The organism is Actinomadura miaoliensis (assembly GCF_039536785.1).
Lineage (GTDB): Bacteria > Actinomycetota > Actinomycetes > Streptosporangiales > Streptosporangiaceae > Spirillospora > Spirillospora miaoliensis.
The window spans coordinates 113,695-127,699 of sequence record NZ_BAAAZG010000029.1; the positions used below are offsets into that span (position 1 = coordinate 113,695).

At 70.0% G+C, this 14,005-nt stretch carries 7 protein-coding genes and 1 pseudogene; 5 read left to right on the forward strand and 3 right to left on the reverse strand.

Annotation, left to right across the window (positions count from 1 at the left end):
* The first annotated feature begins 100 nt into the window (after positions 1-100).
* A complete protein-coding gene (locus ABD811_RS22095; protein WP_344950803.1) occupies positions 101-2,038 on the forward strand; it encodes a DUF2075 domain-containing protein in 1,938 nt (645 codons plus the stop codon).
* Here ABD811_RS22095 and ABD811_RS22100 read toward each other — a convergent pair.
* The 3 genes and pseudogenes from ABD811_RS22100 to ABD811_RS44145 all read right to left on the reverse strand — a co-directional run.
* Complete coding sequence (locus ABD811_RS22100; RefSeq protein WP_344950806.1) at positions 2,016-4,118, reverse strand: DEAD/DEAH box helicase; 2,103 nt, start codon at positions 4,116-4,118, stop codon at positions 2,016-2,018. The genes ABD811_RS22095 and ABD811_RS22100 overlap by 23 nt on opposite strands.
* A complete protein-coding gene (locus tag ABD811_RS22105; protein WP_344950809.1) occupies positions 4,115-5,020 on the reverse strand; it encodes a BREX system ATP-binding domain-containing protein in 906 nt (301 codons plus the stop codon). Before ABD811_RS22105 ends, ABD811_RS22100 begins: the two co-directional genes overlap by 4 nt.
* Positions 4,963-5,145 (reverse strand): annotated as a pseudogene (locus ABD811_RS44145) (hypothetical protein); the annotation flags it as partial. The gene ABD811_RS22105 and the pseudogene ABD811_RS44145, both read right to left, overlap by 58 nt.
* 240 nt (positions 5,146-5,385) lie before the next feature.
* On the opposite strand from ABD811_RS44145, the gene ABD811_RS22110 reads away from it, so the two are divergent.
* The 4 genes from ABD811_RS22110 to ABD811_RS22125 all read left to right on the forward strand — a co-directional run bounded on the left by ABD811_RS22110 (position 5,386) and on the right by ABD811_RS22125 (position 13,298).
* Positions 5,386-8,409: an AAA domain-containing protein gene (locus ABD811_RS22110; RefSeq protein ID WP_344950812.1), complete on the forward strand. Its 3,024-nt coding sequence runs from the start codon at positions 5,386-5,388 to the stop codon at positions 8,407-8,409.
* Between the two features lie 425 nt (positions 8,410-8,834).
* Positions 8,835-10,373, forward strand: a complete 1,539-nt coding sequence (locus ABD811_RS22115; RefSeq protein ID WP_344950814.1) for a sodium-dependent transporter — start codon at positions 8,835-8,837, stop codon at positions 10,371-10,373.
* Positions 10,373-10,483 (forward strand): methionine/alanine import family NSS transporter small subunit, encoded by a 111-nt coding sequence (locus tag ABD811_RS22120; RefSeq protein ID WP_344950817.1) that lies wholly within the window; start codon positions 10,373-10,375, stop codon positions 10,481-10,483. Before ABD811_RS22115 ends, ABD811_RS22120 begins: the two co-directional genes overlap by 1 nt.
* A gap of 1,993 nt (positions 10,484-12,476) precedes the next feature.
* On the forward strand, positions 12,477-13,298 hold the full coding sequence (locus ABD811_RS22125) for a hypothetical protein (RefSeq protein ID WP_344950820.1): 822 nt from the start codon (positions 12,477-12,479) through the stop codon (positions 13,296-13,298).
* Positions 13,299-14,005: the final 707 nt, after the last annotated feature.

Genomic DNA, 14,005 nt, shown 5'->3' on the forward strand with positions numbered 1-14,005 from the left:
GATAAAATTCACTTTTGTTGTGAGCTGCGGCCCGACGGGCTTCCGCCATCGCGGAAATGCCCCCACCCGCACGAGTTGTCGTGCATGTGGGAGTACACCTGTGTCGGAAGTGCTCGAGCCCGCTCATCGTTCTTCTGCCGCGGTACTCTACGAGGCCCTGATGTCTCAGGAGTCCGCCGCGGAGAAGGCGATCGTCGAAAGGCTTGCCCGCAACTTGAAGAAAGTGAGCGGCCGAACAGCCACCGCCGCGCAGAAGCGGGCATGGCGCAACAGTCTGACCGCGCTGGCCGGAACGCTCGTGGACGCCGGCCTGGGGCAGGTTGAGGCGCTCGTCGAGTTTCCGATGCCGCATCTGAAGAGCAGCCAGGCAGACGTCGTTCTGGCCGGTGTCGACGCCTACACGGGCGGAGACGTCTTCGTCGTGGTGGAGCTCAAGCAACACGAGCGGGTGGAGTATTACGAGAGCGACGACACCCAGGTGATCTGGGATCCTCGCCATGGCCCGAAGCCGCATCCCGCCCTTCAGGTCGAAGGCTATCGCGATCAGATCGCCAAGTTCTGCGGCGCCGTGGAGAACCACCCCGAATCGGTCCGCGGGCTGGTCTACCTGCACAACATGCCGAGACATCAGATCAGCAAACTGACCGGTCTCGCCTTGGAGAAGAACGTTTCCTTGTTCGGTCAGTCCGAACGTGGGGACCTGATTCGCTTTCTGCAGGGCCAGTTCGCCGCCGAACCAGGGGCAGCGGCAGCTGACCGGCTACTTTCCGGCGGTGTCCGGCTGCGGCGTGACCTGCTCGAACAGGCATGGGAGACGCTCAAAGGACGCGATCGGTTCGTCCTTCTGGACCGCCAGATCGAGGCATATCGCACCGTCCTGCACGCCGTGGACGAGGCGTACCGTTCCGACTCCAAACAGGTCGTCATCATCTCCGGCGGCCCGGGCAGCGGCAAGAGCGCCATCGCCTTGTCACTGCTGGCGGACCTGGCCAGGCAGGGGCGGAAGGTCCAGCACGCGACCGGATCGAGGGCCTTCACCGAGACTCTTCGCCGCCATGTCGCCCGTGACGGTGACACCAAGAAGCTGTTCCACTACTTCGCCGACTATGCCCAGACTCCGAAGAACGAAATCGACGTCCTCATCGCCGACGAAGCCCACCGCGCTCGGACCAAGTCGTTCGTTCGGTTCCACCCGGACAAGCAAAGTGACCGGCACCAGATCGACACCATGATCAACGCGGCCCGCGTGCCCGTCTTCCTCCTCGACGAGAACCAGGCGGTCAAGCCCGGAGAGACCGGCACCATCGCCACGATCAAAAGCTATGCGCAGAAGCACTCGGCAGTGTTCCACCACGTGCCGCTGGCCGGGCAGTGGCGTTGCGGCGGCAGCGCCGTCTACGACCACTGGGTACGGATGCTGCTCGGCCTCGGCGAAGAGGAAGGTGCATGGAACCACGATGAGCCCCCGATCCCTTGGGAGGGCGATCCCGGTTTCGACATCATCCTGGCCGAGTCGCCTCAGGAGATGGAGGACATTCTCCGAAGCAAGCTGGAAGACAGCTGGTCAGCGCGGATCACCGCCGGATACTGCTGGCCGTGGAGTGATCCGCTCCCCGACAAGTCCTTGGTCCCGGACGTGCGCATCGGCGAATGGGAGCGACCGTGGAACGCCAAAAGTAAATCCCGCGTGGGAGAGGCACCGCCCAGCGACCTCTGGGCGACCAGGGACGGCGGTTTTGACCAGGTCGGTTGCATCTACACCGCACAGGGTCTGGAGTACGACTGGGCGGGCGTCATCATCGGCGAGGACCTCATAGCCCGGGACGACCGGCTCGTCACCTGCCGCGAAGCGAACCAGGATCCCAAACTGGGCAGGCGCTCGCCGCGGAGCGTCCCTCAGGTGGAATTCGACCGGCTGGTCCGCAACGTCTACAAAGTGCTGTTGACCCGTGGTCTTCGCGGCATGGTCATCTACGCCGTCGACGCCGAGACCCAGGCGTTCCTGGGCAAGCTCATCAACTCGACGAAACAAACCTGACGGGGTCGTTGAGGGTGGTGAGGGCGCCGTCGAGGTCGGCGAGGCGGGCGGCGAGGGTGGCGGTGGCGAGGCGTTCAGGAAGGGCCTCGTTGAACTTCAGGCCGCGCAGTGCCCGTTCGTCGACGTCCGGGAGGCAGAGGCGGTCGGCGGCGTCGGCGGTGCCCGCTCGCCACATGTCGCGGGTGAGGTCGCTGCGGAGGCGTATCCGGGCGTCATCGAAGCGTTGTTTCTCGTCGGTGAGGCTGGAGAGGGTGGCGGTCAGGACGGCGTTGGCGCGGTGGCCCGCCCAGGTCCACCAGCGGACGTCGTCGCCGGTTCGCATGATGACGGTGCCGCCTGGGTGCACCGTGTCGACGTTCTGGTCACGGGTCTCCGCCAGGTACCGCACGGCGCGGTCGGTGAGCTTGACGTCGGGGTCGGCGCCCAAGAGCACCTCTCGGCAGGCGCGGGCCAGCGCGAAACTCGTGCCCGCGAGCGCGGTGCCGGTCCAGCGGGCCTTGCCGCCCCCGTCGGCGGGTTCGACGAAGCAGCGGCGGCGTTTCCAGTCGATCCAGGTCACCCGCCAACTGCGGCCGGCGAGCAGCAGCAGGCGGGGCCCCTGGACCTCTTCGGTCAGCAGCATGGGATCGGTCTTGCCGATCTCCTGCCGTCCCGACAGCACGGTGAACTCCGGCGGCGCCGTGAACACCGCCGTCAGGTCCATGAAGTGGCGGCGGCCGAATCTGGCCTCCGCGGCGGGCCCGATGAACAGCAGCTCCCCGTCCCGTTCCACGAAGCCCTGTTCGACCAGGTGCCGCATGATGGGTTCGGCGCCGCGGTCGAATGGGGCAAGCCCGTTCCACTGACCGGGCCACAACCGGCTGCCGATCTTGTGCTGCTGGAGGCAGAGGGCGAGAAGCTGCTGCGCGACGATGTGGCGCGGTTCGGGCGGCGGCGACACCGGTTCCACGTAGCCGCGTCCCCACAGCAGCAGGAGCCCGGCGGCGGTGACCAGCGAGGTGCGGTCGAGGGTCAGGAAGAGGCAGTTGCGGGTCGTGCCGACGCGTCTGCCGGTACGGCCGAGCCGCTGCAGGAACGCGGCCACCGTGGACGGCGCGTTGATCTGGATAACCCGGTCCAGGTCGCCCACGTCGATGCCGAGTTCCAGCGTGCTGGTGGAGACGATGACGCAGTCGCGGGCTTGGGCGAACGCCTCCTCGGCTCGTCGCCGTTCGTCCAGGGAGAGGGACGCATGGGACAGGAAGGTGGTGACGCCGCGGGCGCGCAGTACAGTGCCCAACTCCTCGACGAGCTGCCTGGAGTCGCAGAACACCAGGCGTTTTTCTCCCCGGTGTAGCGCGGCTATCACCGTGGCGGCGTTCGCGACCGACCCCACGTAGTCCAGTTCGATGTCGCCTTCGGGAGGTCCCGTTGCTGTCGCGACGTCCGGTGCCACCACCTGCGCGGGTCGCCGTCCCCGGCTGGAGCCCTGCAGCCAGTGCAGGAGTTCGGCGGGATTGCCGACGGTGGCGGACAGACCGATCCGCTGGATCGGACGCCCGGCCAGCCGGGTCAGGCGTTCCAGGACGGCCAGCAGGTGCCATCCGCGGTCGTCCCCTGCGAAGGCGTGCACCTCGTCGACGACGATCGCCCGGAGCCCGGCGAAGAAACGGGCGTGGTCGACTTTGATGCTGACCAGCATCGACTCCAGCGACTCGGGTGTGGTGAGCAGCAGGTCGGGCTGGTCGTGGAGGATGCGCTGCCGGGCAGAGTGGTTCACATCACCGTGCCAGAGGGCGACGCGGCGCCCCACCCATGCGGCGTAGGTCTCCAGGCGCGGCAGAAGGTTGTTCAGCAGCGCCTTCAGCGGGCACACGTACAGCACCGACAGGCCCGTCCACCCGTGTGCCTCCATCGCCGACAGCAGGGGGAAGGCGGCCGCTTCGGTCTTGCCGCCCGCGGTCGGGGCGAGCAGTATCGCGTCGGCACCGTCCATGACGGGACCGACCGCCGCCCGTTGCAGCGGACGCAGCGACCGCCAGCCCAGGGCGTTGACGATGTGGTGCACCAGGATGGGCGACAGCCGCTCCAACCCCGTCACGGGATGTCCAGGGTGACGTCACTGGCGGACGCAGCGGCCGCGTTGCGCTCGGTCTCGTTGAGTTCGCCTGCGGCGATGGTGAGGGCGCGGTCGCGGCGCGGGTCGGTGGTGAAGTCGATGGCCGGCCGCTGGGCGAGCGGGAGCAGTTGCTGGACGCTCTCCTGCCCGTCGGAGAACGCCGGGGTGTCCATGATCAGCAGGAAAAGCCCGGGGAACCGGCCGCCGTCGACCTCGTCGAGAAGCTGCCGCAGCGCGTTCAGCCCCACGCCCGCGGCCCGGCGCGCCAGCGCCGGCTTCTGCCCGTCGGGCCAGGCAATCAGTGCCTCCGTCGTGGCGGTGTCCCCGGCGGCGGGGGCCTGCTGGTAGATGCGCAAGGCGGCGGCAAACGCAGGAGTGGTACGGGCGACGGCCGCCAGCCGTTGCTCCATCAGCTCGTCGACGGCACCTTCGACGGCGTCGTGGTCGTCCTCGGCCGCCTTTCCAGCATCGAGGACCTCCTCCGCCAGTGTGTGGGACCACAGGTCGACGACAGGCCGCAGCGCGCTGGCGGGGTGGGTGGTGGTGTGGCGTTCGGTGGGCCGCCGGTGGAGGGTCTCCAGGCTGTGCAGCGGAGTATCGGTCTCGGAGATCTGGATCTCGGCGACCGCAGAGCCCGCCCGTTTGGCGCGCTCCCCCAGCCAGCGCGCGGAGAAGGTCCGGCCCGCGCCGTTCTCGCCGCGGACGGCGACGCCGCCCCTGGCTACCACGGCGAGCTCGTCGTCCAACTCCCCCATGAAGCGGTCGGGCCCGGTGGTGAACCGGCCCGGCCCAGCCTGTGACACGGTGCCGCGCCGCAGCGCGTCGATCACCTCTCTGCGGCGGGCGGCGCTGATAGTGGCGGTGCCCCCCGCTGCCCCGGACATGTCTGCGTCACCTCTGCACTGGTCAACTCGAACTGCTCGGCCGGCAACTTCGTGTCGAGTCCGACCGTACGGCCTGAGTCGCTCAGTTCAAGAACCGGATGGTCCTCGACGTTGAGCAGGCGGTGCGGTGACGAACATCTCCGCCTCGCGGGGCGTGGCCGCCCGCAGTGGCGGTCGCCGCACTCACCGGGGCGGCTCTTCGCGCGACGCCGATCTTATCGCCGGAAGGCGTGGCGTCCGAAGTCGTTTTGTCGGGAAGCGTGACCGAAAGCGGCTGCCTTCAGGGAATTCGCCTGACGAGTTGTCAGTCGGGAGGTAAATTCCTTCGGCGTTGCGGCGGGGTGAGAGGGCGGAGGGATCCGGGGGTGGCGGACGGACACACGGGGCCCGGTCCGGTCGAGGAGTTCCTGCGGGCGGTCGACGCCGAGATCGCCGCCGTCCTGCACAACGATCTGAGCGGGTCGGAGAAGGTGTCGCTGCGGGACGGGCGGCTGGTCGGGCGTTCGGGGGACGAGCGTGAGTACCTGTTCTCCTGCACCAGGTGGAACGAGGCGTTCGGGGTCAAGGATCTGCTGGTGAGGCCGACCCGTCCGCGCCGTCCGTGGGCGCACGCCGAGGTGTCGCGACTGCCCGGCGGCAAGGTCCGCGTCGTCACCGAGGCCGATCTCGGTGACCGCTGTGAGGGCGCGCAGCTGGTGGAGGACGAGACGGCGGGGCTGCGGGCGCTGGCCGAACGGTTGCGGCAGGTAGAGGATGGAAAGGGTCCGGTCAATCTGACCACGGCGGGATGGATGCTCGGGCAGGGCACACCTCGCGTCGGGTACTGCACCGACCCGGACCGGTACGTCCGCCGCTACCGGGACCGGCGGCTCAACGAACGCCAGCGGCGCGCCGTCGAACAGGCGCTCGGCAGTGAGGTCACGTTCGTGTGGGGGCCGCCGGGCACCGGCAAGACCGACGTCGTCGCAAGCATCGTGGAGGGCTGCTACCGGCAGGGACTGCACACCCTGTTCCTGGCGCCCACGCATGTCGCGGTGGACCAGGCGCTGGAACGCATGTGCGACCTGCTGTCCGGGGAGCAGGGCTTCGATTCGGGGCTGGTCCAGCGGGCCGGTGACATCGCGGTCCCCTCGCTGGCCGACAGGTACGGGGAGCAGATCAACCCGAAGCGCATCGCCGACCGGCTGGCGACGGCCCTGGAGACACAGATCACGCAGGTGACGGCTCGGCTGGAGGAGACCCGCGCCGCCATCGCCGTCCACGAGGAGGCGGCCCGGCTGTCGGCGGAGCTGAACGAGCTGCGGGGACGGCTGCGGACTCTCGACGATGTGATCGCAGACGCCGGGCGCTGGATGCAGACCACCTCCGGACGGGCACGGGACGTCGAACGCCGGATCGTGGAGATCGGCATGCCCTCCGGCCTGTTCGCCCAGCGTAAGCAGGCCAAGCTCGACGCGCTGCACCATGAACTGGCCCGCCACCGGCAGGCGTACGAGAACGCGCGGCGTCGGCACGACGACGCGCAGGCGGATCGCGGGCGGTGTGCCAGCGACCTCACCTCGCTCGAAGCCGCGCTCGCGCCGCTGCTCACCCGTGCGCGCGGCCTGGCTCCCGTCGAACGGCTGCGGCGGGAGGCCGAAAGGCTGGACAAGCAGCTGAACGAACTGGACAAGGAACGCCGCCGGATCGAGGAGGCGGTACGGAATCGCTGCCGGGTGATGGGCACGACGGTCTCCAAGGCGGTCCAGTCCCGGGCGCTGATGAGCGCCGTCGACGTCGTCGTCATCGACGAGGCGGGCATGGTGGACCTGCCGTCGGTGTGGTGCGCCGCGGGCCTCGCGGCGCGGCGCGTCGTCGTCGCGGGCGACTTCCGGCAACTACCCGCGGTGACCCGGGGCTCCGCCGATCGCCGGGCCGCCGAAGCCGACCGGGGGCATTCGCGGCTGTGGATGGACCGCGACGCCTTCCACGCCGCCGGTCTGGTCGACGCGCGCGGCGGTGCCGTCCAGTCCGATCCCCGGATGGTGGCGCTGAACGAGCAGTATCGGATGCGCCCCGCGATCTGCGCCGTGGTCAACGAGGTCGCCTACCCCGACGCTCCGCTGCGCACCGGCCGCCCGGACGCCGGCAGGCTGCCCGCCTCGCCGCTGATCGAGAGTCCGCTTGTGCTCGTCGACACCTCCAGCCGTGTTCTGGAGGGCACGGGAAGCCAGGCGCACCTGTCCAACCCCGTGCACGAGGCGGTGATCCACGAGCTGATCCGGGGGCTGCAGTACGACGCGGTCCTGCCGCCTCGCGGATGGCGCGACCTGCCGGAGGGGAAACGGCCGACGGATCTGCTCGCGGTCATCGCCCCGTACAAGAACCAGAAGAGGATCCTCGACGCCAGCCTGAAGCACCGGTTCGGTGAGGCGTACGAGGGCCTGGTGGACACCGTCCACCGCTTCCAGGGCAGCCAGCGTCCCCTCGTCGTGATCGACACCGTGGCCGGCGCGGGCCGCCAGCTCGGCTACTTCTACCAGGAGGTCGGGCTGTCGTCACGGACCTGCCGCCTGCTCAACGTGGCCCTGAGCCGGGCGCAGGACCACCTCGTCGTCGTCGCCAACGTGGCGTTCCTGCGCCGGGAACTGCGCGCGGGCAGCGAGGCAGCCCGGATGCTCGACCACCTGGAACGGCACGCGCAGCGGCTGCCCGTGGAGGATCTGGTCCCCGTTCGCTCCGCCGCCGACCTCGGCGAACTGGACGAGGAGGAACTGGCCCGCCCCGCCTTCTTCCCCGCCGACGAGGTCGCGCGCGCCGTCGAGTGGGACATCGCCCGTGCCCGCAGCGGCATCGACATCTTCTGCGCCTTCCTGTCGTCGGGTCCGGTGCGGCACTGGCTGCGGCGGCTGTCCCCGCGGATCGCCGCAGGGGTCCGCGTCACCGTCCACACCCGGCCCCATCCGGCCGATTCCCCCCAGGCCCCGCTGGTGGAACGGCTGAGGGAGGCCGGCTGCCAGGTGCTGACACGCGAGCGCATGCACGAGAAGGTGCTGATCATCGATGACAGCGTCCTCTGGCACGGGTCGCTGAACCTTCTCTCCCATACCGGATCGACCGACCTGATGATGCGCGTCACCGACCCCACCGCCTGCGAACGGGTCCGGTTGATCGTGGACCGGGCCCGCATGGAACGCCCGGCCCGTAGACCCCCCGCCGCAGCCTCCTCGCACGGTGTCTCCCCCGGGGACGTGGTGAACGGCCGCCTGTATCTGGCGGTGCCCTATGCGGAGAAGGACGAGGCCAAACGTCTCGTGAAGGCACGCTGGGACGGCGACTTGAGGCTCTGGCACGTTGACGCGAACGTGCCGAGGGAAGCCGTCCGCCACTGGCTGCCCGACGGCGCGTGAGACCACCGGCTGCTGTGGCCGTGACGTGCCTGCCCGCAGAGGCCCTCGCCGGACGGCACGTACCGGCAAAGGTCTAGCAGGCCCACAAACAGACGCCCGGACCCGCGGCGCACTCATGGAGCGCATGGGCAGGCGGCATGTATGAAGCGCGCCTCAGAGGCCATACACCTATCCGGATCATGCGGGGGGTGCGGGGCGTGGAGGAGGAGGGCAGGTGGCATGCCGACGGGTGGCGCGGGCAGAGGGAACGTGCGTTTTCGCCGGTCGTGGTGGGGCGAAGACCGGCGGATGTATTGGCTGTGTCACGAAGGGGTTACTCTGGGCGGCGGCCCAAAAGCACCTAATCGGACGGTCGATAATGGGGGGCTGCTTCGGCGGGTGTGCTGCCGGGAGCGGGGACGAGCGAGAGATGGGAGGGTCGGGTAGTGCCTGACCAGCGACGCGAGCAGTGGACCAGCCGTGGAGGCTTCCTGTTCGCGGCGATCGGATCGGCGATCGGGCTCGGGAACATCTGGCGGTTCCCCTACGTCGCGTACGACAACGGAGGCGGGGCGTTCCTCATCCCCTACCTGGTGGCGTTGCTCACCGCGGGGATTCCGCTGCTCATCCTGGAGTACACGATCGGGCACCGGTTCCGGGGGGCGCCGCCCGCGGCGTTCCGGCGGTTGTCGCGGCCCACCGAGGCGATCGGGTGGTGGCAGGTCGCGATCTGCTTCGTGGTGGCGGTGTACTACGCCGTCATCATGGCGTGGGCCGTGCGCTACATCGGCTTCTCCTTCGGGGAGCAGTGGGGGAACGATCCCGAGAAGTTCCTGAGCGCCAAGTTCCTGCAGGCGGCGGACGCGCCCGGCGGCATCTCCACGTACGTCGCGGGCGTGGCCTGGCCCTTGGTCGCGGTGTGGGTGGTGACCCTGGGGGTGCTGGCGCTCGGCATCGCGGGCGGCATCGAACGGGTCAACAAGATCTTCATTCCGCTGTTGGTGGTGCTGTTCGGCATCCTGGTGGTGCGGGCCCTGTTCCTGGACGGCGCCGCCACCGGCCTGGACGCGCTGTTCTCACCCGACTGGTCGAAGATCACCGAGGGGAGCGTGTGGGTCGCGGCCTACGGGCAGATCTTCTTCTCGCTGTCCATCGGCTTCGGCATCATGATCACTTACGCCTCGTATCTGCCCCGGCGGTCCGACCTGAGCGGGTCGGCGCTGGTGGCGGGATTCGCCAACAGCTCGTTCGAGCTGCTGGCGGGCATCGGCGTGTTCGCCGCGCTGGGTTTCATGGCGTCCGCGAGCGGCGTGCCGGTCGGCGAGGTCGCCGCGTCCGGGATCGGGCTCGCCTTCATCGCCTTCCCGAAGATCATTTCCTCCATGCCGGGCGGCGACGTGTTCGGGGTGCTGTTCTTCGGCTCCCTGGTGATCGCCGGGATGACCTCCCTGATCAGCATCGTGCAGGTCGTGGTGTCGGCCGTGCAGGACCGCTTCGGCCTGGGCCGCCGCACCTCGGTGCTTGGCGTCGGCGGAGCGGTGGCGGCCGTGTCGATCGCGCTGTTCCCCACCGACCAGGGCCTGTACCTGCTGGACGTGGTGGACCACTTCATCAACCAGTACGGCATCGTGCTGGCCGCCCTGGTGGTGCTGATCGTGGTCGGCTGGGTCCTGCGCCGCCTGCCCGCCATGCAGGAGCACGCCAACACGGCCTCGGCGGTCCGAGTCGGGACGTGGTGGCGGGTCTGCCTGGGCGTGATCACCCCGCTGATGCTGGGCTGGATGATGTGGGACAGCCTGCGCGGGGAGTTCGCCGAGAACTACGAGGGCTACCCGACCTGGTTCCTGAACGCGGCCGGCTGGGGGGTGGCGGGCGGCGTGATCGTCGTCGGCGTCGTCCTGGCGCTGCTGCTCCGGCGCCGCGCCACCACTGCCGAGGCCGAGCCGGCGTCCGCGCCCGAGGCCGTCCAGAAGGGAGCGAGCTGATGTCCGCCGACGCCATCATCATGATGATCGTCGCCATTCTCATCGTCTGGGGCGGCCTCGTCGCGGCCCTCTTTCGCCTGCGCGCCCACACCGACCACCCGGACACCTGAGCCTCACGGTCCGGCTCGCCGACCGCCGCGGTGGTCACCCTGGCCACCGCGGCCGAACGGCGGGCGCGGTCCCGCCCGGCCGCCACTCTCCGGCGGCCGGGCGCCGGAGAGCGGCCGGGCCAGTGAGCCCCCGCGAACGCCTCTCTCCGGAAGTCGACCGTGACCATCTCCCGGTCGGCACGCGCCAATGCGAAAGACTCGCGGCGGCCCAGTCACCCTGCAGCTGCCCCAGTCCCCGATTCGGCGGCCGTGTCGCCGAGGTAGCAGCACGCCACAGGCCCCAACCCGACTGGAGCTTCGGCGCCTGCGCAACCACTGCGGCTCCAAGAACCGTGCTCTCTTCGGGACCTCCGGCAGCCCTCCGCCCACAGCAGATCCAGGTCAGCCCGCCGCACCTGTGCTCGCCCCCGTCGCTTACAGACGCTCATCCGCCCAATCCCGGCGACCCCCAGCCGCTCCAGCACCGGGCCGGTGTCCTGCTCGCGCAGCATGCGCACGACGGCCGCGCCGAGGGACGCCGCCCTTTCGGTGGCGATGACCAGGCGGGAGGGGATGTCGGAGGTATTGGCGTTATGGGGCGTTGGGCCGTCCGTGCTCCCAGCGCACATCCACGGTCCATCTGAGCCATGACAACACCATCTCGGCGACCAGCGGGAGATCTCGGAGTCCAGGCCTTGCGCGTCGCGGCGCCCGCGGTCGCTGGCATGCGTTCTCCGTCCCGGGGGCCGGCGCCGCGAGCCGCGGCCCGCGCACTCCTTAGGCGATGGGCGCAGCACGATCATCGACTCGCCGAAGTGCTCGGCCACGGCGCGATGCCGCAGACCGATCTGACGATTTCCACGACTGTGGCGCCTTTCGCTGAGTGGAACTCGGGCGTAGACAGCCGAGACGGTCGTCGATGTCGGTGTAGACGTAGTCCAGCCGATGCCGCGCACGTATTCGCTCCGGCCGTCGGCGCTCCCGCCGCCGCGCGCGCTCGGCACAGGTGGCGGCGTCGGCACGAGTGACGCGTCGGCGCACGTGGCGAGGTCGGCAAGGTAGTAACAGCCTCGGGGCAAGTGAGCGGCCTCAGAGCAGGTGGGCGGCCTCAGAGCAGGTGGGCGGCCTCGGCACAGATGGCGGCGTCGGAGCGGGTGCCGCGTCGGCGCACGTGGCGAGGTCGGCAAGGTGACAGCCTCAGCGCACGTGGCGGGGTCGGCGCACGTGGCGGGGGGCGGCGCACGTGGCGGGGGGCGGCGCACGTGGCGGGGGGTCGGTGAAAGTGGCGGCTCGGGGAAGCGTGGGGGTTGGCGCCGTGCGTCGGGCGAGGGCACGGCCGCTCGGGGAGGTTCAGCAGGCGCTTGGTGGGGGCGGCGTAGGGGGTTGATGGCATCGGGCAGGGCTGTTCGTGGTCGTGGCGTGTCGGGGTCCTACGCCATGGACTTTGACGCGTGGCGAGGCGAGTTTCTCCTGGTAGGTGACGTTTGCGGCGGGCGTTCATCGTGGGCGAAACCTCGAGTGTGAGCAATCGTCAACGCTGTGTAGTCAAATTGACTACGATCGTGAGTCTGAGATGTCCGCGGCGATCCCCCCGGGGCGGAGAATGAAGCACCTTCTGCCAGATCCCAGACGCGTCGGCCGGGTTCGGAAAGCGGTCGTGCGGTGCGCCTGCGGGCTGTTGGGCAGCGCGGCCATGGCGGGCGCCCTCTCCCTCGCCACACCCGGGGCGGCGCACGCCACAGCCAGACCCGACCCCGATCGGCGCCATGTCCGGCCCGTGCCCTGCCGCCAGGCCCCGTACTTCGCCGACTGGTACACCGCCCGGCTCTGCAAGGACATGTGGGAGGCGATGCAGCGAAGATCATGGACGGACAGGCCTCGTCCAGGCCGGACTCCCCCTCGGCGATCCAACCAGGAGCGCCGGGAGCGGGCGCCTAAAACGCAACCTCGTCCTACGGCCGCGGCCCCTCGTCCGCCCAAGCCGGCTCCTTCCCGCGTCAGTCCTTCACCTTCGGTGTCCAAGACCACGGCGCCGAGCTCCACCTCGGCGCCGGCCTCCGTGCGGCCGTCTCCTCGGGCCCAGGTTGACGAGGAGCAAGGCGGGGCTCGATCCCTGCAACCGCTGCTGCTGATCGGCCTCCTCCTGCCCACCGTGGCGGCCATCGGGTACCCGCTGCGCCATCGCATTCTCGCGGCGGCCGCCTCGGCTCTGCTGGCGGGCTCCCCACCTGCCGAGGAGGAGCCGGCCGTGCCCTTCACCTATCGGCCGGCCATCGATCCGTTCACGCTCCCGCTGCTCTGCCTGACGGGCGAGGGCGCCGCCGCGAGCGCACGGGTCATGGCGCTGGCCGCCTTGGAGGAGTACCGGGACAGCGCCCTGGTGGTGATCCCCCGCCCCGACGCCACGATGTTGTTCGGCCTGGCCGAGGACGACCTGCTCGACGATTCCACGGACGGGCTGTTCATCCCGGGAAACCTCGACGCCGCCCTCGCCTACATGGAGACGGAACTGGCCATGCGCAGGGAGGCGACCGCCCCGCACGCGCGCCGTCTCCTGCTGGTGGCCGACTGCGAGAAGGAGGCCGACCGGATCTCCCAGCTCCTCGCGCGCCATCCCGGCGACGTGTCCGCCGTGTTGCTGGGCGACTGGCCCGGCGAGCGGGTCACGGTGGACGACGACGGGCGAATCGACGCGCCGTCCAGCGTGGTCGGCGCACTCCCCGAACGCCTTCCCGCCATGTCCCGTACCGAGGCCCGCGACCGTCTGTACGCAGTCGTCCGGAACGACACCCCCAAGAAGCGGCGACGCGGCTCACGAACCCCGAAGCGCGCCTGAGTACACGACTGCACACTCAGCCCGCCTTGGGCACTACGCCTGGTCGTCCAGAATCGCGGCCAGTCCGTCGGCGGCCCGCCCCGAGGCCACCTGGTCATTGACTGCTGCACCGCGCACGACAGTGCGCACCCCCCGCAGCCAGGACCGACGGGCCACACGCCGCCGCCCTCACAAAGCCGGATCAGGCGGCCATCTCCTAGCCGCCACGAGTCGTCGCACGACGGTGCCCGGCTTCCTCGCAGCGAGCGTCGACAGGGCACGCCGCCATTTTCACGAGGCAGGGCCCGGCGGCCGCGCCGGCCGCCCCAACCGCCGCACGACGGTACCCGCCCCCGGGAGCCAGGGCCGACGCGCGGCACACCGCCGCCCCCACAAGGCGGTGCCCGGCGGCCCTGTCCAGCCGCCCAAGCCACCGCACGACAGTGCGCGGCCGCAGCTAGGACCAACGCACGGCACGCCGCCGTCCCTCACAAGGCCAGACCAGGCGGCCATGCCTTAAGCCCCCCAAAGCCACCGCACGACAGTGCCTGGCTTCCCCACGGCAGGGTCGACGGGCGGCACACGGGCATCTTCACAAGGCCGGATCAGGAGGCCATGTACCGGCCGCCACCAGCCGCTGGGCGACGGTGCCCCGGCCGCAGCCAGGACCGACGCGCGGCACACCGCCGCCCCCACAAGGCCACACCAGGCGACCATGCCCCAGCCAC

Excerpts from the sequence above, each read along its gene's own strand:
- ABD811_RS22105 (WP_344950809.1), bottom strand. The coding sequence starts at position 5,020 with ATGTCCGGGGCAGCGGGGGGCACCGCCACTATCAGCGCCGCCCGCCGC.
- ABD811_RS22120 (WP_344950817.1), top strand. The coding sequence starts at position 10,373 with ATGTCCGCCGACGCCATCATCATGATGATCGTCGCCATTCTCATCGTC.